Raw genomic sequence first — 18,063 nt, 5'->3', positions numbered from 1 at the left:
GGCATAAATCACCCGACGACTCAGCTGCTCTGGAGCGCGCGGCCCGTGGTCCTTTCAGCGCCGCTTCTGGCAGCGCGGGCAGAAGTGGCTCGACCGGTTCATGAACGACACCCGCACGATGGGGCGCCCGCACCGCGGACACGGCTGGCCTGTACGCCCATAGGCGTTCAGCGAGTGGGCGAAGTAGCCGGCCTGACCGTTCACGTTCACGTATTGCGCGTCGAAGCTGGTCCCACCCTCGGCAAGGGCCTTCTCGAGGACCGCCTGCACCTCGCCGAGTAGCCGATTGACAGCACGCGTCGGAAGATCGGATGCCGCGGTCTCGGGGTGGATACGCGCGGCCCACAGCGACTCGTCGGCGTAGATGTTGCCGATACCGCTCGCCACCGTCTGATCCAGCAGCACGCGCTTGATCCCCGAGGAGGTCCGCGCCAATCGCGCGCGGAATCGCGCGACGTCGAACGCAGGGTCGAGGGGATCCCGACCGATGTGCGCGACCTGCGTCGGCACGCGGGCGAGCTCCGAGCCGCGTCCGCCCGCGGCTCCATCGGGAGTATCGACGAGCCGATCGACGGCGAGAGAGCCGAAGGTGCGCTGGTCGGCGAAGACGACCGAAAGCGACCCGTGCACCGGATGCTCCAACTCGATGCGGATGCGTTCATGCCGCTCCTCCGGCGCCCCGGGGGTACGCAGGAGCATCTGGCCGCTCATCCCGAGATGGGTGACGATGGCCTCATCGTCGGCCATCGGCATCCAGAGGAATTTGCCTCGCCGCACGGCGGACGCGATGCGCCGGCCGGTCAGCTCCGCCTCGAAGTGCGCCGCTCCCCCGGTGTGCCGGGTCAGCGCCCGCTCGTCGCGCACGTCGACAGAGGCGACGAGTGCACCGGACACGGCGGGCTCGAGGCCGGCGCGGACAACCTCGACCTCGGGAAGCTCAGGCACGCGCGTCGAGCTCGCGCCACGCGGTCAGCGCCGCTGCCATCTCGGCGTGCTTCTTGCTCGAGCCGATGCCCGAGGTGACGACGTCGCCCGTTGTGACGGTGGCGGTGAACCGCCGGTCGTGGTCGGGGCCGGTGGCCTCGACCACGTACACGGGTGCCGCCAGTCCCAGGCGGGCAGCGATCTCTTGCAGGCTCGTCTTCGGGTCCATCGCCGCGCCGTAGCGCTCCGGGTCAGCGAGGAGCGGTTCGACCAGGCGAAGCACCATGCCGGTCGCCGCGTCGGGGCCGGCTGACAAGAACGTCGCCCCGATGAGGGCCTCCATGGTGTCGGCGAGGATCGAATCCTTGTCGCGCCCACCGGTGAGGATCTCGCCCCGACCCAGTCGCACGTGGTCGCCAAGACCGATCGTGCGGGCGACCTCGGCCAACGCCACCGTCGACACGACGCTCGCGCGACGTTTCGCGAGACTTCCTTCATCCAGGTCGGGATGCCGCGTGAACAGCCGGACCGTGACGGCCTGGCCGAGCACCGAGTCGCCGAGGAACTCGAGACGCTCGTTGTGCGGGATGCCGCCGTTCTCGTAGGCGAACGAGCGGTGCGTCAAAGCAAGAGAAAGAAGCTCGGGGTCGATCTCGACCCCGAGCTTCTCGGTGAGCGCTGTGCGCTCGACGTTCTTACGCGTCACGAATCGCCGATCAGACGTCGGCGACCTTGCGGCCCTTGTACTCGAGGAAGAGCTCGGTGCCCTGCGAGTCGGTGACGACCTTCGCCTGGTGAGGACGGCTGTAGACGACCTTGCCGTTCTCGATGGTCTTGACCAGCGCGGGGGCTTCAGCCTTCCACTGCGCACGACGCGAGCGGGTGTTCGAGCGGGAGACCTTCCGCTTCGGGGGGTTACCTGCCATGACTAGCTCTTCTCTGTCTTGGGGGCGGCGCGGAGCGCATCGCCGTCGTCTGGGGTGTACTGCTGGAGCGCAGCCCATCGAGGATCGACAGGCTCCTGCTCCGTGGTGCCGGGGCTTTCCGTCAGCCTCTCGCCCGTGTTCGGGTCGAGCCCGGGGCAGTCCGGCTGACACACCGGCTGGAACGGAAGCGACAGGACAATGGCATCCCGGACCAGATTTTCAAGATCCACGTGGTCGTCTTGAACGTCGAAGTCACTCGCTTCGTCCCCAGGATACGCGAAAAGTTCCTGGAACTCGACTTCGACAGGCTCGACGATGTCGATGAGGCAGCGTCCGCACACCCCCGTGGCGCTGGTGTCCACCGTGCCCGACACGAGGATCCCCTCGTGGACGGATTCGAGACGCACATCGAGTTCGAGCATCTCGGCCTCGGGGACGGAGAGCAGGCCCTCGCCCCATTTCTCGGGGGTCGGGATGTCGAGGGTGTGTTCGCGCATCTCGCCCGGGTGGCGCTCGATGTCGCGTACGGGGAGCTGGAAGGGTCCGGGTCGGCGAGTTCTCACGGTCGTCAATGCTACCCGTGCGCCCCTGAGCAAGGGCCGGGCGGACGCGCCGGTGCCGCACTCCGAGAACTCACACCACGCATAAACGCTCTCAGCGCTCACAAACGCGAGGAGCGCGCGTTTCTGAGCGCGGATCGCGTTTATGCGTGGAGGGGACGGCGCGGGTCAGATGCCGCGGGCGCCGGTGTCGAGGAAGCGCGCGACGGCGGGCGGGACGTAGGGCGACACGTCGCCGCCGAGGCCGGCCACCTGACGTACGAGCGAGCTCGAGACGAGCGCGTGGGAGGGGTCGGGCAGCAGGAACACCGTCTCGACGTGCGCGAGATCGCGATTGACGATCGCCATCGGCGTCTCGTAGGCCACGTCGACCTGAGAGCGAATGCCCTTCACCAGCACCTTCGCCCCCACCTCGGTGCAGTAGTCGACGAGCAGACCCATGCTCCACGCGGCGACGATCACATCGCCCTCGACGCCCGCCTCGGCGATCGACCGCTCGAGCAGGCTCTGCCGCTGGGCGATGGGGAGCATCGCTTCTTTGCCCGGGTTGTGGACGACGAGCACATGCAGCTGATCGAACAGGCCGGCCGCTCGACGGATGACGTCGAGGTGGCCGAGGGTGGGCGGGTCGAATGAGCCGGGAACGACGGCGATCCGGGGGTCCATGCCGTCAGCCTACCGACGCGGCCCTCAGAGCGGCTCGCCGGTCAGGACTTCGCCAGAGCGGCGCGCTCCTCGACACCCACGCGGCGTTCGAGAGCGGCGGCGAGACCGGGATGCCGCAGCAGGGCCGGGTCGTCGGCGAGAATCCGCTCGCCCTCGGCGCGGGCCTCGGTGATGAGATCGGCGTCGGTGACGACGCGCAACAGACGCAGCGACGAACGCGCCCCCGACTGCGCGCCGCCGAGCACGTCTCCCTCCCCGCGCAGCTCGAGGTCGACCTCGGCGAGGGCGAAGCCGTCGAGCGTTGCGGCGACGGCCTCGACGCGCGCGCGCGCCGACGTCCCGGGCGAGGCCTCGGTCACCAGCAGGCACAGGCCCGGGAGGCCGCCCCGGCCGACGCGACCGCGGAGCTGATGCAGCTGCGAGACGCCGAAGCGGTCCGCTTCGAGGATCACCATGGTCGAGGCGTTCGGCACGTCGACACCGACCTCGATCACGGTGGTGGCGACCAACACGTCGATGTCGCCGCGCGCGAAGGCCTGCATGACGGCGTCCTTCTCGTCGGAGGGCATCTTGCCGTGCAGAATCTGCACCCGGATGCCGGTGAACGTCGGCAATCGCGAGAGGAGAGCCTCGACCTGGACGACCCCCCAGCGCGTGCGCGCGCCCTCGGCCGCGGCGGCGGGCGCGTCGGCCGGTTCGTCGGTCTTCTCGTCGGCGGTGAGCTGGTCGGAGTCGATGGCGGCGCACACGACGAAGGCCTGGCGGCCCAGCGCGACCTCCTCGGCGACGCGATCCCACACGCGGGCGAACCACGCGGGTTTCTCGGCCAGCGGCGCGACGAAGGACTGGATGCCGGCACGCCCGGCCGGCATGGTGCGGATGGTCGAGACGTCGAGATCGCCGAACACCGTCATCGCTACCGTACGAGGAATCGGAGTGGCGGTGAGGACGAGCGTGTGCGGGGAGCTGCCCTTGGAGCGGAGCGCCTCTCGCTGGTCGACGCCGAAGCGGTGCTGCTCGTCGACGACGACGAAGCCCAGGTCGGCGAAGGTGGTGGTCGCGCTCAGCAGCGCGTGGGTCCCCACGACGATGCGCGCCTGACCCGACGCGACGCGCAGCGCGGCCTTGCGCCGTTCGGCAGCGGGCATCTGCCCGGTAAGGAGCGTCGGCATGATCTCGGGGGCGAGCTCGGGCCCCAACATGCGGGCGATCGAGCGCAGGTGCTGGCCGGCCAGCACCTCGGTGGGGGCGATGAGGGCGGACTGACCGCCGGACTCGGCGACCTGCAGCATGGCGCGCAGCGCCACGAGCGTCTTGCCCGAGCCGACCTCACCCTGCACGAGACGGTTCATCGGCCAGTCCGCGACGAGGTCGGCTGCGAGCTGCGCACCGACGCTCCGCTGGTCCGGGGTCAACTCGAACGGCAGGATCGCGTCGAAGCGTTCGAGGAGCCCGCCGGGCGCAGCGCGGCGTTTCGTCGCCGACCAGGGCCCGCACGAACTGCCGCTGCTGGAGCAGCGCGGTCTGCAGGACGAAGGCCTCGTGCATGCGCAGCGTCGCGATCGCGGGAAGAATGTCGTCGTCGTTCTCGGGACGGTGGATCTGCTCGAACGCCGCCCGGGCGGGAAGGAGTCCTCTGCGCGACCGCACGTCGTCGGGCAGAGGATCCTCGATCTCTCCGAGTCCGTCGAGCACGAGGGAGATCGTCTTCTGCACGAGAGTGCTCGGGATCGAACTCGTCGCGGGATAGATCGGAATGGGCCGCTTCGCCGTGACCTCAGCCTCGGCACGGGCTTCGGCGATGTCGTCGAACAGCTCGTAGTCGGGGTTCGTCAGCTGCGTCTGCCGGCGGTACTCGCCCACCTTGCCCGAGAAGATGCCGCGGCGGCCCGGCGTGAGGTCTTTCAAGCGCCACGGCTGATTGAAGAAGGTCAGCGACATGCGTCCGTCGCCGTCGCTGATGACGACCTCGAGGAGCGAGCCGCGGCGGTTCTGCATACGACGCTCGTTCGCGCTGACGACCTCGGCGACGATCGTGACCGGCTCACCGAGCGGCAGCGAGTCGATGGGGGTGAGTTCGCCTCGCCGCGCATACCGACGGGGATAGTGCTCGAGGAGCTCGCCCACCGTCTTCACGCCGAAAGCCTTGTCGAATGCCGTCGCCGTCTTGCCCCCGATGGCGCCGTCCAGACGCGAGGCGAGCGAGAATCCGGGCATGATCCGAGTCTAGGCAGGCCCTCGGACATCGCCGCGCGTGCGCGCACCGGGCCGCGGCGCCGGGGACTCTAGGCTGAACAGGTGACGCGCATCATCTCGGGCCGCGCCGGAGGCACCGTCCTCGACGTCCCACCCAAGGGCACTCGTCCCACGAGCGACCGCGTCCGCGAGTCGCTGTTCGGTTCTCTCGAGTCCGCCGGGCTCCTCGACGACGCGCGCGTGGCCGACCTGTACGCGGGGTCCGGGGCGCTGGGGCTGGAGAGCCTGAGCCGCGGCGCCGCCTCCGCCGACCTCGTCGAGTTCTCGGCCCCCGCCGCCACCCTGATCCGTCGCAACGCCGATCGGGTTCGAACCGCCGGCGTCGCCGCCCCCGCTCGGGTGCACCGCGCGAGCGTCACGACGTTTCTCACGGCATCCGGCCTCGAGTGGGATCTCGTCTTCCTCGATCCGCCCTACGACCTCTCCGACGACGAGCTCACCAGAGCCCTGGTCGCTCTCGCCCCTCGGCTCAGTGCCGATGCGACGGTCATCGTCGAACGCGCGAAGCGCTCGGCCGCCCCCGACTGGGCCGCCGCGGGCCTGGAAGCCGAGCGCGACCGTGCCTACGGCGACACGACCATGTGGTGGGGTCGGCCGCGAGGCGCTTGAGCCTCAGCCGCGTCCGGCATCCCAGTCGCGGTAGGGGTCCCACCCGGAGCGACCTGTCCACGGCCGGCCGTCGACGGTCAGCGCGTGGTCCCCGCGCGTCACGACCGTTCCCACGCGGCGACCGAGCGGGTCGGCATCCATCGGGAAGGTGACGAGGAACCCGTGGTCTTCTCCCCCGCCAAGAGCGCGTCCGGGGTCCGCACCGAGGGTCGCGGAGTCCAGGGCGATCGTCACGCCCGACGCGTCCGCCAAGCGCGTGGCGTCGAGCACCAGGCCGTCCGAGATGTCCATCATCGCGGTGGCCCCCGCGTCCGCCGCCCGAAGGGCTTCGGCGATCGGGGGGCGGGGCGTCAGTTGACGTGCCAGTCCGCGCGCGTCGTCGGCGTCGAGAGCCTCGCGGGCCTCGGTCGTGACAGCGACGGGGGTGCCCGCGGCATCCGTGAACCTGTCGAACAGCACCTCCAGCCCCCGTGCGGCCTCGCCGAGCTCGCCGATCACGTACACGCCGTCGTCGACACGCGCCCCCGATCGACGCACGGGTTCGCGGCCGTCGAGACTGCCGAGGGCGGTCACGGCGATCGTGAGCGTGTCCGACACGGTGAGGTCTCCGCCCTCGACCGCGCGCAGTCGGGGGCGAGCTCCGCGCACGCGGCGGCGAGACCGTCGGCGAACCCGCGGACGAAGGAGATCGGCGTGTCGTCGGGCATCGCGAGAGCGACGAGCAGGGCGATGGGTCGCGCGCCCATCGCGGCCACGTCGGCGAGGTTGACCGCCGCCGACTTGAAGCCGAGGTCGAACGGCGACGACCATGCCAGGCGGAAGTCCGGGCCGTGCACGAGGGTGTCGGTCGTCGCCACGACCCGCCCGTCGGGGACGGCCAGCACCGCGGCATCGTCGCCGGGGCCGACCGGCGCGGTCGAGGGCGGAAGGCGATCCAGGATGCCGCGCAGGATCTGCCCCTCGCTCAGGTCGCCCACAGTGGTTGCACGGGTGGTCTCGGCGTCGGTCACTCCCCCACGCTATTAGCCTGGAGGGGTGCCCCGCTCCTCCCGCCTCCTCGCGCTCCTCGCCGCCGCCGCTCTCCTCCCGGGACTCGCGGCGTGCAGCACCACGGTCGCGATGAAGCCGGCGAAGGACGCGAACAACCCCGCCTGCGCCGAGATCACCTCGCGCCTGCCGAAGACGATCTCCGGCCAGGAGCGGCGGTGGACCGACGCGCAGTCGACCGGAGCGTGGGGTGATCCCTCGGCGATCCTCATGACCTGCGGGCTCGAGACGCCGGGCCCCTCGACCCTGCCCTGCCGAGCGTTCGACGGCGTGGACTGGCTCGTCGACGAGTCGCAGGCCTCCGAGAACCGCTACACGCTCACGACCTTCGGCCGCAGCCCCGCCGTCCAAATCTACCTCGACTACTCGGCCGCGAGCAGCGCCGACGTCGCGCAGGCTCTCGGGCCCCTCATCCGCTCGTATCTGCCCGCGACCGGGGCCGTGTGCACCTCGGCATCCGACGCGACGGCATCGCCGACTCCGACGCCCACGCCCTGACGGGCGCGGCGACGAACCACGAGGGCGGGACCATCCCGCCACGCCGACGCGATCGACCCCGGCGACGGCGTTTTTACCGGCCGACCTGCCGGGCACGCCGGGTGGCGGCTCAGGCCCTCTCGAGCGCCGCGTCGAGCAGGTCGCTGATGAGATCGGGGTACGACAGTCCCGACGCGATCCAGCACGTGGGGAACATCGAGATCGGGGTGAACCCGGGCATGGTGTTCACCTCGTTCACGTAGAACTCGGTGCCGGTGTAGAAGAAGTCGACGCGTGCCAGGCCCTGCCCGCCGATCGCCTCGAACGCCTGTGCGGCGATCCGCTGCATCGCGGCCAGCTCGCCGTCGCTCAGGTCGGCAGGGCACACCAGGTCAACGCCCGCCGCTCCCAGATACTTCGCCTCGAAATCGTAGAACTCCCGGCCCGTCACGACGATCTCGCCGGCCACGCTCACGCGTACCGGCCCGCCGTCGCGCCCGGGCAACACGCCGCACTCGACCTCGCGACCGACGATCGCCTGCTCGACGAGCACGAGGCCGTCTTCCGCGAAGGCGGTGTCGAAGGCGGCATCGAGGTCCTCCCAGCGCGAGACCTTCGTCACGCCCACGCTGGATCCGGCCTCGTTCGGCTTGACGAACACGGGCAGGTCGAGGGCGCGGATACGACGCTGCCACAGCTCGCGGTCGCGAGCGAGGTCGGCGCGGGTGACGGCGACCCACGGCACGACCGGCACGTTCGCCGCGCGGAGCACCTGCTTGGTCACGTGCTTGTTCATGCCGATCGCCGACATGAGCACACCACCGCCCGCGTACGGGATGCCGAGCAGCTCGAGCAGACCCTGCACCGTGCCGTCCTCGCCGAAGCGCCCGTGCAGGATCGGCAGCACGACGTCGACGTCTCCGAGGGAGCGTGTGCCCCCGCCATCGGTCACGGTCCACTCCCGCGACAGCGTCGAGTCGGGCAGACGCACGCGCGTGCCATTGTCGCGCACCTCGGGCAGCGCGTCGGGGATGAGCGCGAACTTGTCGGGGTCGTCGTCTTCGAGGACGAAGGCGCCGTCACGGGTGATGCCGACCGGGATCACCCGGAAGCGGTCACGGTCGATCGCCCGCAGCACCCCGCCCGCCGTGGCGGAACTGATCGAATGCTCGCTGGAGCGCCCGCCGAAGAGCACCACCACCACCGGTTTGGTCATTCTGCGTCCTCTCGCCCTGCGGCTGGTCGTCGTCTGTCGTCAGGTGCGGTGCGATGTCCCGCGGATCCATCGTCCCGTCGAGCACCATCTTCACCTGCTGCACGATGGGCATGTCGACGCCGACCTGCTTCGCGAGCTGGAGCACGGGAGCCACGGATGCCAGCCCCTCGGCGGTCTGCTGCATCTGGGCGACGACCTCTTTGTAGCCGTAGCCCTGGCCGAGCAGGCGCCCCGCGGTGTTGTTGCGACTCAGCGGCGACTGGCACGTCGCGATGAGGTCGCCGAGGCCCGCCAGGCCCTGGAGCGTCTCGGGCTGCGCGCCCTGGGCGACCGCGAAGTCGGTCATCTCGACGAGCCCGCGCGTGATGATCGACGCCTTCGTGTTCTCGCCGTACCCGACGCCGTCGACGATGCCGATCGCCACCGCGATGAGGTTCTTCAGCACCCCGCCGAACTCGGTGCCGATCACGTCGGTGTTCACGAACGAGCGGAAGTACCGATTGCGCGCGCGACGGGCGACGGCCTCGGCGGTCTCGGGGCTGAGCGAGCTGATGACGGCTGCGGTCGGCTGCTCGCGCGCGATCTCGAGGGCGAGGTTCGGACCGGATGCCACCGCGATGCGGGCAGGGTCGCACTGCAGAACCTGCTCGATGACCTGGCTCATGCGCAGGCCGGTCGACTTCTCGACGCCTTTCATGAGCGAGACGATCGGCACGTCGGTGTGCTCGACGAGCGGCTTGATTGCGGCGAGGTTCTCGCGCAGCGACTGGCTCGGCACCGAGAGGTAGATCTGCTCTGCACCGTTCAGCGCCTGGGCCAGGTCCGTCGTCGCGGTCATCGTGCGCGGCAGGTTGATACCCGGAAGGTACCTGCTGTTGCGCTTGGACTCGGTGATCTCGGCCGCCAGCTCGGGACGACGCGCCCACATGACGACGGAGGCGCCGCCGTCGGCGAGGATCTTGCCGAACGTCGTTCCCCAGCTTCCGGCGCCGACGACGGCGACCTTCGGGCCCGCGACGGGCAGGGCGCTCTTACGGCTCAAGGCGGCCCGTCTCGTTCTGCCCGTGCTGCGACGGGTTCCAGCGCTCCGCGGGGGCGGGCAGGCCCCGGATGCCGGAGAGCATCGCCGTGACCTCGTTCATCATCGCGTCGGTCGCCTTCGTCAGCGTGGCCGGCTGCGTGGGCGTCGCCGTGTAGGCGCTCATGTCCATGGCGGGCCCGAACTCGACGATCACGTGCGAGCGGCGGGGGAACTTCAGCTTCCCGTACCGAGGGAGGATCTGCTGCACGCCCCACTGCGCCATGGGGATGAGTGGCAGGTCGCCGGCGAGGGCGAGGCGCACCGCGCCCGTCTTGCCGCGCATCGGCCACAGGTCGGGGTCGCGCGTGAGGGTGCCCTCGGCGTAGACGATGACGCCGCGGCCGTCGCGGGCGATCTGCTCGGCGGCCTTCATCGACTGGTTCGCGCTCGTCGAAGCCCGGGGCACCGGGACCATTCCCGTCGCGCGGAGCGCGGCGCCGAGCACGGGGACCTTGAAGAGGCTCTCTTTCGCCATGAACCGCGGGGCGCGACCGAGCCGCCAGACGGCGACCGCCACGATCACGGGATCGAACTCCGAGTTGTGGTTCGGAGCGAGGACGTAGGCACCCTCGCGCGGGAGGTTCTCCGCACCGCGGATCTCGATCCGGGCGAAGAGTCCCGTGAGGGGGACGATGATCGCCGCGAGCGGCCAGAAGGCGCTCGGCCGGCTCTTCTCGGGGTTCGAAGCCACCGGCGTCAGCCCACGACGTCGAAGTCGGCGTCGAGAGCCGTGAGCTTCTCGAGGAACTTCTCGTACCCGCGACGGATGATTCCGATGTTGCGCACCGTCGATTCGCCCTCGGCCGCGAGAGCCGCGATCACGTAGCTGTAGCCGCCGCGGAGGTCGGGCACCTCGACGTCGGCGCCGTGAAGCGGCGTCGGGCCGTTGATGACGGCGGCCTGCTCGAGGTCGCGACGGGGAACGCGGCGGTCGGGGCTCGAGATGCCCTTGGGGTGCACGACGATGTCGGCACCCATCTTGTTCAGCGCCTCGGTGAAGCCCAGGCGGTTCTCGTACACGGTCTCGTGCACGGTGGAGGTGCCCGGAGCCTGCGTGAGGGCGACGATGAGCGGCTGCTGCCAGTCGGTCATGAAGCCCGGGTGCACGTCCGTCTCGACCATCACGGGCTTGAGGGCCTCACCGCGACGGAACAGGATGCCGTCCTCTCGGACGTCGAACCATCCGCCGGCCTTCCGGAAGACGTTGAGGAAGGTCAGCATGTCCTGCTGGCGGGCGCCCTTGGCGAAGATCTCGCCGTCGGTGGCCAGGGCCGCGCACGCCCAGGAGGCGGCCTCGTTGCGGTCGAAGATCGCGCGGTGGTCGTAGCCGACGAGCTTGTCGACGCCCTCGATGAAGATGACGCGGTTGGGCTCGTACGAGATGATCGCGCCCATCTTCTGCAGCACCGCGATGAGATCCATGATCTCGGGCTCGATCGCGGCGTTGCGCAGCTCGGTGACACCCTTCGCGCGCACAGCGGTGAGCAGCACCTGCTCGGTCGCCCCGACGCTCGGGTACGGCAGCGTGATGTTGGCACCGTGCAACCCGTTGGGGGCCGTGATGCGGATGCCCTCGTAGCTCTTGTCGACGACGGCGCCGAAGGCGCGCAGCGCGTCCATGTGGAAGTTGATCGGACGGTCGCCGATGCGGCATCCGCCCAGATCGGGGATGAGAGCCTCGCCGAGCAGGTGCAGCAGCGGCCCGCAGAACAGGATCGGGATGCGCGACGCACCCGCGTGCGCGTCGATCTCTTCGAAGTGCGCGGCGACGGCGCCCGAGGGATCGAGGTGCAGCGTGCCCTCCTCGTCACCCTCGGTCACCGTGACGCCGTGAACCTCGAGGAGCGAACGCACGACCTTCACGTCGCTGATCATCGGCACGTCGCGCAGCGTGCTCGTGGTCTCGCCCAGCAGGGCGGCCACCATGGCCTTGGTCACCAGGTTCTTGGCGCCCTTGACCTCGACGGTCCCCCGCAGCGGTCGGCCGCCGCGGATCGAGAGGGTCTCTGCCGCCTCCCAGTCGGGCTGTCCGGGATTTTGATCTCCGGAATCGGTGACGAGTGTGCTCATGGGGGGTGGACCTCACTTCGTGGACGAGGGGCGGCAGATCGACCCGATCGGGTCGATCGGGCTCAGCGGACCGGGAGGGTCCGCGGCCGCCATGCCTCGCGGCGCGCCTCGAACTGCGTGATCTTGTCTTCGTCACGCAGCGTGAGCCCGATGTCGTCGAGCCCTTCGAGAAGCCGCCACCTAGTGTAATCGTCGATCTCGAACGAGACCTGGAGGTCGCCCACCGTGGCGGTCTTCGCGGTAAGGTCCACGGTCATCTCGATGCCCGGATTCGCCTCGATCACCGCCCAGATCTGCTCGACCTCGTCTTCGGTGATCACGCCCGTGACCAGGCCCTGCTTGCCCGAGTTCCCGCGGAAGATGTCAGCGAACTTGGGGCTGAGCACCACCTGGAAGCCGTAATCCCGCAGCGCCCACACGGCGTGCTCACGACTCGAACCCGTCCCGAAGTCGGGGCCGGCGACGAGGACGGATGCCGAGCGGTAGGCGTCCTGGTTCAGGACGAAGTCCGGGTCCTGGCGCCAGTTGGCGAACAGGGCGTCGTCGAAGCCGGTCTTGGTGACGCGCTTGAGGAAGACGGCCGGGATGATCTGGTCGGTGTCGACCGCCGAACGCTTCAGCGGCGCGGCGACACCGGTGTGCGTGGTGAACTTCTCCATGTCAGGCCTCCACCCCGGTCGAAACGGTCTCGGTGCGGACGGGATCGAGGTCCGCGGGGCTGGACAGGGTTCCGCGCACGGCGGTCGCGGCCGCGACCAGAGGCGAGACGAGGTGGGTGCGCCCGCCCTTGCCCTGGCGGCCCTCGAAGTTGCGGTTGGAGGTCGACGCGCAGCGCTCTCCCGGAGCCAGCTGATCGGGGTTCATGCCCAGGCACATCGAGCACCCGGCGAAGCGCCACTCGGCACCGAAGTCGACGAAGACCTTGTCGAGGCCTTCGGCCTCGGCCTCGAGGCGCACGCGCGCCGATCCGGGAACGACCATGACGCGGACGTTCTCGGCCTTGGTGCGGCCCTGGATGACGGAGGCGAAGGCCCGGAGGTCTTCGATGCGGCTGTTCGTGCACGAGCCCATGAACACGGCATCCACGGGGATGTCCTTCATCGGCGTGCCGGCCTGGAGGTCCATGTACTCCAGGGCGCGCTCGGCGGCGGCACGCTCGTTGGGGTCGGCGATCTCGGACGGCGTCGGAACGACGTCCGACAGCGAGACACCCTGGCCCGGGTTCGTGCCCCACGTGACGAAGGGCTCGAGTTCGTTCGCGTCGAGGAAGACCTCGGCGTCGTAGACGGCGCCCTCGTCGCTGGGCAGGGTGCGCCAGTAGGCGACCGCGTCGTCCCAGTCCCGGCCCTGCGGGGCGTGGGGCTTGTCCTTGACGTAGGCGAAGGTCGTCTCATCGGGGGCGATCATGCCGGCTCGTGCGCCGGCCTCGATCGACATGTTGCACATCGTCATGCGCCCCTCCATCGAGAGGGAGCGGATGGCGCTGCCGCGGAACTCGAGCACGTAGCCCTGCCCGCCGTTGGCGCCGATCTTGGCGATGATCGCGAGGATGATGTCTTTCGCGGTGACGCCGGGCTTGAGGTCGCCCTCGACGGTGATCGCCATCGTCTTGAACGGTTTCAGCGGCAGCGTCTGCGTGGCGAGCACGTGCTCGACCTCGCTCGTGCCGATGCCGAACGCCATCGCGCCGAACGCACCGTGGGTAGAGGTGTGCGAGTCGCCGCACACGACGGTGATGCCCGGCATGGTGAGCCCGAGCTGCGGGCCCACGACGTGGACGATGCCCTGCTCTTTGTCGCCGAGCGAGTGGATGCGCACGCCGAACTCCTCGGCGTTTCGGCGCAGGGTGTCGATCTGCGTGCGGCTGGTCAGGTCGGCGATCGGCTTGTCGATGTCGAGCGTCGGGGTGTTGTGGTCCTCGGTGGCGATCGTCAGATCGAGCCGCCGCACGGGGCGCCCCTCGGCGCGCAGACCGTCGAAGGCCTGGGGGCTGGTGACCTCGTGCACGAGGTGGAGGTCGATGTAGATCAGATCGGGCTGGCCGTTCTCGCCCTTGACCACGAGGTGGTCGTCCCAGACCTTCTCGGCCAGGGTGCGGGGGCGGTCCGGGATCCGGATGCCATCGATCGGGGTGCTGCTCATGTTTGCGTTTCTCCTCGGAAGGGGTGTGAGGCCCGCGACGAACTCCGCGACGAGAAAGGCCTAGGACAAGGTCTCGTCGCGGCCGCTAAGGAGGAGGCGAGCGATCCGCACCCGGTCACGATACCACCGGGCTCACCCGTGCCGGCCGCGCCACGGCGTCCGCGACGCGGGCGCCGCCCGTAACAGAGCGCCGCACATTTCGTCGCCGACGACTCCCCCGTGCGAGCCTGGGCCGATCCCGAACACCCCTCGGGAACGGGCCCGACCCGCGAGCCCGCCCCGCCCCCGCGAAACGGAGCGTGACCCATGGCCGCGAACGCCGACATCGGATTCTCGACGCGTCAGGTGCACGCGGGCTCGGCCACCGCCCACGCCTCGCCGCGGGCCACGCCGATCTACCTCACGGCGGGATTCACCTTCGACAGTCTCGACGGCTCGGCCGAACACTTCGGCACCGGCACCGGCTTCGGTTACACGCGCACCGGCAACCCCACGATCCAGGCCGTCGAGGAGCGCCTCGCATGTCTCGAGGGCGGCGACCAGGCCGTCCTCGTCTCGAGCGGGCAAGCGGCCGTCACCGTCGCCCTGCTGGCCCTGGCCGGGGCCGGCGACCACGTCGTCGTCTCGGAGCACATCTACGAGGGCACGCGCGGCCTGCTCCTCGACAACCTCGCGCGGCTCGGCATCGAGACCACGTTCGTGCCCACGGGCGATCTCGCCGCATGGCGGGATGCCATCACCCCCCGCACGCGCGCTCTGTTCGCCGAGACGCTCTCGAACGCCCGCAACGACGTTCTCGACATCGCCGCCGTCTCGGCGATCGGGCGGGAGCGCGGCATCCCCCTCGTCGTCGACAGCACGTTCACCACGCCCTATCTCCTGCGTCCCCTCGAGCACGGCGCCGCCGTCGTCGTGCACTCGGCGAGCAAGTTCCTCGCGGGGCAGGGTGCGGTGCTCGGCGGGGTGATCGTCGACGACGGTCGCTTCGACGCCGCGGCATCCGGTCATCTCTTCCCCCATCTCGTGCAGACCGACCGCCTCGGCGGGGCGAGCTTCGCAGAGCGGCACGGCGCCCGCGCCCGCGGGGCCTACATCCGCGAGAGTGCCGCGCCGCGGTTCGGTCCCTCGCCGTCGCCGTTGAACGCCTTCCTCATCGGTCAGGGCATCGAGACGCTGAGTCTGCGCGTGGAACGTCAGTCGCAGAACGCCCTGGCCGTCGCCCGATGGCTCGAACAGCGCCCCGAGGTCGAGCGCGTCGACCACGTGGGTCTCGAGTCGCACCCGGACTTCGACCTCGGTCGGCGCTACCTCACGCGCGGCACCGGGTCGGTGTTCACCGTGACCCTGCGCGGCGGCCTCGAGGCGGCGCGCCACGTCGTGCAGTCGGTCGAGCTCATCACGCACATGACCCACCTCGGCGACGTCCGCTCGCTCGTGCTGCACCCGCAGAGCACCTCGCATTCGGCCCGGACGGTCGAGGAACGCCGGCGCGCGGGAGTGTCCCCCGGCACGATCCGGCTGTCGATCGGCATCGAAGACATCGATGACCTGCTCGCCGACCTCGAGCAGGCCCTCGTGGGCGTCCCCGTCGTCGAGCGCGAGACGGTCGTGCTGTGAGCCGTCTGCAGCACTTCGGCTGGTTCCTCGCGCGCGGCTTCGGTCCGCACGGATGGGGGCACCCCTACCTGCGCTGGAACCACCGCTGGAGTGAGCCGGGGCTCTATCAGGACTCGGCGCGGACGCTCGAGCAGGCCGGCTTCGACCTGCTGATCATCGAGGACGCGCCCTCGCTCGGCAGCGCCGACACGATCGACCTGCGGGTGCGTCACGCCTTCGGCGGACCCAAGCACGACCCGCTGCTGCTCGCGCCGTACCTGTTCGCGGCGACGCAGCACCTGGGCGTGGTGCCGACGGTCAACCCGGCCGCCTCCCTGCCGTACACCGCCGCTCGGCAGTTCGCGACGCTGCAGCACCTGAGCGGCCACCGTCTCGGCCTGAACGTCGTGACCGACACCGGCAGCGCGCGCCACTTCTCGATCGCGCCGCAGCTCGGGCACGACGCGGCCTACGACCGGGCCGAGGAGTGGCTCGACGGCATCCGGAAGCTCTGGGACAGCTGGGGCGAGGGCGCCCTCGTCGCCGACGAAGAGACGGGGATCTACGCCGACGGTACGAAGCTCGAGGCGGTGCAGCACCGGGGTGAGCACTTCGGCTTCGACGGGCCGCTGAACGCGGTGCCCTTCACCGACGGCGCGCCCGCGATCGTCTCCCCCGGCGGATCCGGTCGTGGCCTGTCGTTCGCGGGACACAACTCCGACGTGCAGTTGGCCCTCGCGCCTCTCGACGAGCAGAGCATCCGGGCCTATCGCGGACGCATCCATGCGGCAGCCGAGGCGGCGGGGCGCGCCGCGTCCGAGATCAAGATCCTCTTCGCGATCCAGCCCGTGCTCGTGTCTTCCCCGGAAGAAGCCGATCGCCTGGTCGCGGCATCCGCCGACCCCTCCGAGGACGCGCTGGTCGCCATCGCGCGCAAGCAGTCGAGCGATCTCGAGACCGATCTCACCAGCCTTGACCTCGACAAGCCTCTCGACCGGTCGATCTTCGGCGAGCACGTGTCGGAGGGCAGCATCAAGCGGCTCGTCGGAAAGCACGACGAGAACGCTCCGCTGCGGACGCTGCTGGGCGCGCACGCGCGGCTCGGACGCCTGAACGACGGCTCCGGCTTCGTGGGGACTGCCGACGAGTTCGCCGACCGCATCGAGGAACTCGGGGAATGGGGCAACGACGGCGTGCTGCTGTGGGGCGACCTGCACCCGGTCACCGTGCACCGCGTGCTCGACGACCTCGTGCCGATCCTCCGCCGGCGCGGCATCCTCCGCGAGGAGTTCGTCGACGGTGGCCTGCAGGCGAACCTGCGCGCGTTCTAGGTCCCCGGGCGCGTCAGTCGCGCTCGGGCTGCTCCACCGTCGGCGGCGTCCCCTTCTCGTCGGCGACATCGGCCGCGGCATCCTGAGGCCCCTCGACGGACGCGGGCTCTCGGCGCGCGGCGATGAGGCTCGCGATCGTCGCGACCGCCATCGACAGCACGATCACGGCGAGCGACACCCACGTCGAGATCTCGGGAGCCCACTCGATCGGCTCGCCTCCGTTGACGAACGACAGCTCGTTGACGTGCATCGCGTGCAAGATGAGCTTCACACCGATGAACGCGAGGATGAACGCGATCCCGTAGTGCAGGAACTTCAGGCGGTCGAGCAGGTCACCGAGCAGGAAGTAGAGCTGGCGCAGACCCATCAGCGCGAAGAGGTTCGCGGTGAAGACGATGAACGGGCTCTGCGTGATGCCGAAGATCGCGGGGATCGAGTCGATCGCGAACAGCAGGTCGGTCACGCCGATCGCGACGAACACGATGATCATCGGGGTGAAGAGCTTCTTGCCGCTGACCCGAGTGATGACCTTCTTGCCGTCGTACGCGTCGCTCATCGGCAGCACGCGACGCAGCGTCCGCACGATGAGGTTCTCTTTCTGCGAGTCGTCATCGTGGTCGTCGCCCGGGAACGCCTGCCGGATCGCCGTGTAGACGAGGAACGCGCCGAAGAGGTAGAAGATCGGGCTGAAGTTCTCGATGATGGTCGCGCCGACCAGGATGAAGGCGCCGCGCAGGATGAGCGCGATGATGATGCCCACCATCAACACTTCCTGCTGGTACCGGCGCGGCACCGCGAACTGCCCCATGATCAGCACGAACACGAAGAGGTTGTCGATCGACAGGCTGTACTCGGTCAGCCAGCCCGCCACGAACTGCCCCGCGACCTCGCCCCCGGCCACGATCCACAGAACACCCGCGAAGATCAACGCGAGCGTCACGTAGAACACGACCCAGAGCGTCGACTCCTTCGCCGCCGGGATATGCGGGCGCTTGAGGATGATCAGCAGGTCAGCGACCAGGATCAGCACGAGCACGACGAGCGTGATCGTCTGGAAGAGGGGGTCGAGCTGCAGCTCCATCGCGGGGCCTTTCATCGGGGGAAACGCTCGAGTTTATCCGTCGGCCCCGTTCGCACAGGGGCTTGTGCACGTAGAGCTCAT

Annotated in this window: 16 protein-coding genes and 2 pseudogenes; 4 read left to right on the top strand and 14 right to left on the bottom strand. The window is 69.7% G+C overall.

Annotated elements, in window-relative coordinates; genetic code table 11:
* Positions 1-54: 54 nt before the first annotated feature.
* The 6 genes and pseudogenes from mutM to QE454_RS12200 all read right to left on the bottom strand — a co-directional run bounded on the left by mutM (position 55) and on the right by QE454_RS12200 (position 5,293).
* Positions 55-945: a bifunctional DNA-formamidopyrimidine glycosylase/DNA-(apurinic or apyrimidinic site) lyase gene (gene mutM / locus QE454_RS12225; RefSeq protein WP_307455146.1), complete on the bottom strand. Its 891-nt coding sequence runs from the start codon at positions 943-945 to the stop codon at positions 55-57.
* Positions 938-1,630 carry a ribonuclease III gene (gene rnc / locus QE454_RS12220; RefSeq protein ID WP_210074624.1) on the bottom strand — a complete coding sequence of 231 codons (693 nt, stop codon included), beginning with the start codon at positions 1,628-1,630 and terminating at the stop codon, positions 938-940. Before rnc ends, mutM begins: the two co-directional genes overlap by 8 nt.
* Before the next feature lie 10 nt (positions 1,631-1,640).
* The gene (rpmF, locus tag QE454_RS12215; RefSeq protein WP_013586329.1) at positions 1,641-1,850 is read right to left on the bottom strand and encodes a 50S ribosomal protein L32; all 210 of its coding nucleotides are present in this window, start codon (positions 1,848-1,850) and stop codon (positions 1,641-1,643) included.
* Between the two features lie 2 nt (positions 1,851-1,852).
* On the bottom strand, positions 1,853-2,347 hold the full coding sequence (locus QE454_RS12210) for a DUF177 domain-containing protein (protein WP_103208886.1): 495 nt from the start codon (positions 2,345-2,347) through the stop codon (positions 1,853-1,855).
* Between the two features lie 231 nt (positions 2,348-2,578).
* Positions 2,579-3,076 carry a pantetheine-phosphate adenylyltransferase gene (gene coaD, locus QE454_RS12205; RefSeq protein WP_103208883.1) on the bottom strand — a complete coding sequence of 166 codons (498 nt, stop codon included), beginning with the start codon at positions 3,074-3,076 and terminating at the stop codon, positions 2,579-2,581.
* A 41-nt stretch (positions 3,077-3,117) separates the two neighbouring features.
* A pseudogene (locus tag QE454_RS12200) lies at positions 3,118-5,293 on the bottom strand (ATP-dependent DNA helicase RecG).
* A gap of 81 nt (positions 5,294-5,374) precedes the next feature.
* Between QE454_RS12200 and QE454_RS12195 the strand changes: the two are divergent.
* Positions 5,375-5,941: an RsmD family RNA methyltransferase gene (locus QE454_RS12195; RefSeq protein ID WP_210074620.1), complete on the top strand. Its 567-nt coding sequence runs from the start codon at positions 5,375-5,377 to the stop codon at positions 5,939-5,941.
* A gap of 3 nt (positions 5,942-5,944) precedes the next feature.
* On the opposite strand, the pseudogene thiL reads toward QE454_RS12195, so the two are convergent.
* Positions 5,945-6,951, bottom strand: a pseudogene (gene thiL, locus QE454_RS12190) (thiamine-phosphate kinase).
* A gap of 25 nt (positions 6,952-6,976) precedes the next feature.
* On the opposite strand from thiL, the gene QE454_RS12185 reads away from it, so the two are divergent.
* Entirely contained in the window at positions 6,977-7,486 is a 510-nt protein-coding gene (locus QE454_RS12185) for a DUF3515 family protein (RefSeq protein ID WP_210074615.1), read from the top strand.
* Positions 7,487-7,595: 109 nt separating this feature from the next.
* On the opposite strand, the gene QE454_RS12180 is transcribed toward QE454_RS12185, so the two are convergent.
* The 6 genes from QE454_RS12180 to leuC form a co-directional block, all read right to left on the bottom strand.
* Complete coding sequence (locus QE454_RS12180) at positions 7,596-8,681, bottom strand: D-alanine--D-alanine ligase family protein (protein ID WP_210074613.1); 1,086 nt, start codon at positions 8,679-8,681, stop codon at positions 7,596-7,598.
* Positions 8,581-9,723 (bottom strand): NAD(P)H-dependent glycerol-3-phosphate dehydrogenase, encoded by a 1,143-nt coding sequence (locus QE454_RS12175; protein ID WP_210074611.1) that lies wholly within the window; start codon positions 9,721-9,723, stop codon positions 8,581-8,583. The genes QE454_RS12180 and QE454_RS12175 overlap by 101 nt, the downstream gene beginning before the upstream one ends.
* Positions 9,713-10,453, bottom strand: a complete 741-nt coding sequence (locus QE454_RS12170) for a 1-acyl-sn-glycerol-3-phosphate acyltransferase (RefSeq protein WP_210074609.1) — start codon at positions 10,451-10,453, stop codon at positions 9,713-9,715. The genes QE454_RS12175 and QE454_RS12170 overlap by 11 nt, the downstream gene beginning before the upstream one ends.
* A 5-nt stretch (positions 10,454-10,458) precedes the next feature.
* The gene (gene murA / locus QE454_RS12165) at positions 10,459-11,832 is read right to left on the bottom strand and encodes a UDP-N-acetylglucosamine 1-carboxyvinyltransferase (RefSeq protein ID WP_144785342.1); all 1,374 of its coding nucleotides are present in this window, start codon (positions 11,830-11,832) and stop codon (positions 10,459-10,461) included.
* A gap of 62 nt (positions 11,833-11,894) precedes the next feature.
* Positions 11,895-12,491 carry a 3-isopropylmalate dehydratase small subunit gene (leuD, locus tag QE454_RS12160; RefSeq protein ID WP_210074607.1) on the bottom strand — a complete coding sequence of 199 codons (597 nt, stop codon included), beginning with the start codon at positions 12,489-12,491 and terminating at the stop codon, positions 11,895-11,897.
* 1 nt (position 12,492) lies between these two features.
* Positions 12,493-13,974, bottom strand: a complete 1,482-nt coding sequence (gene leuC, locus QE454_RS12155; RefSeq protein ID WP_210074606.1) for a 3-isopropylmalate dehydratase large subunit — start codon at positions 13,972-13,974, stop codon at positions 12,493-12,495.
* A gap of 306 nt (positions 13,975-14,280) precedes the next feature.
* Between leuC and QE454_RS12150 the strand changes: the two genes are divergently transcribed.
* Together QE454_RS12150 and QE454_RS12145 are read left to right on the top strand one after the other, a co-directional pair.
* Complete coding sequence (locus tag QE454_RS12150) at positions 14,281-15,591, top strand: O-acetylhomoserine aminocarboxypropyltransferase/cysteine synthase family protein (RefSeq protein WP_307455157.1); 1,311 nt, start codon at positions 14,281-14,283, stop codon at positions 15,589-15,591.
* Positions 15,588-16,901 (top strand): LLM class flavin-dependent oxidoreductase, encoded by a 1,314-nt coding sequence (locus QE454_RS12145; RefSeq protein ID WP_307455159.1) that lies wholly within the window; start codon positions 15,588-15,590, stop codon positions 16,899-16,901. The genes QE454_RS12150 and QE454_RS12145 overlap by 4 nt, the downstream gene beginning before the upstream one ends.
* Before the next feature lie 13 nt (positions 16,902-16,914).
* Here the strand turns inward: QE454_RS12145 and QE454_RS12140 are convergent, their stop codons facing one another.
* A complete protein-coding gene (locus QE454_RS12140) occupies positions 16,915-17,982 on the bottom strand; it encodes a TerC family protein (protein ID WP_307461062.1) in 1,068 nt (355 codons plus the stop codon).
* Positions 17,983-18,063: the final 81 nt, after the last annotated feature.

Source organism: Microbacterium sp. SORGH_AS_0454 (genome assembly GCF_031453395.1).
GTDB lineage: Bacteria > Actinomycetota > Actinomycetes > Actinomycetales > Microbacteriaceae > Microbacterium.
Note: the sequence above shows the minus strand (reverse complement) of the source record. Positions and strands in the feature narration are given on the sequence as shown.

Coding starts and splice junctions, on each gene's coding strand:
- rpmF (WP_013586329.1), bottom strand. CDS start 1,850: ATGGCAGGTAACCCCCCGAAGCGGAAGGTCTCCCGCTCGAACACCCGC.
- QE454_RS12210 (WP_103208886.1), bottom strand. CDS start 2,347: ATGCGCGAACACACCCTCGACATCCCGACCCCCGAGAAATGGGGCGAG.
- coaD (WP_103208883.1), bottom strand. CDS start 3,076: ATGGACCCCCGGATCGCCGTCGTTCCCGGCTCATTCGACCCGCCCACC.
- QE454_RS12180 (WP_210074613.1), bottom strand. CDS start 8,681: ATGACCAAACCGGTGGTGGTGGTGCTCTTCGGCGGGCGCTCCAGCGAG.
- murA (WP_144785342.1), bottom strand. CDS start 11,832: ATGAGCACACTCGTCACCGATTCCGGAGATCAAAATCCCGGACAGCCC.
- leuD (WP_210074607.1), bottom strand. CDS start 12,491: ATGGAGAAGTTCACCACGCACACCGGTGTCGCCGCGCCGCTGAAGCGT.
- leuC (WP_210074606.1), bottom strand. CDS start 13,974: ATGAGCAGCACCCCGATCGATGGCATCCGGATCCCGGACCGCCCCCGC.
- QE454_RS12150 (WP_307455157.1), top strand. CDS start 14,281: ATGGCCGCGAACGCCGACATCGGATTCTCGACGCGTCAGGTGCACGCG.
- QE454_RS12140 (WP_307461062.1), bottom strand. CDS start 17,982: ATGGAGCTGCAGCTCGACCCCCTCTTCCAGACGATCACGCTCGTCGTG.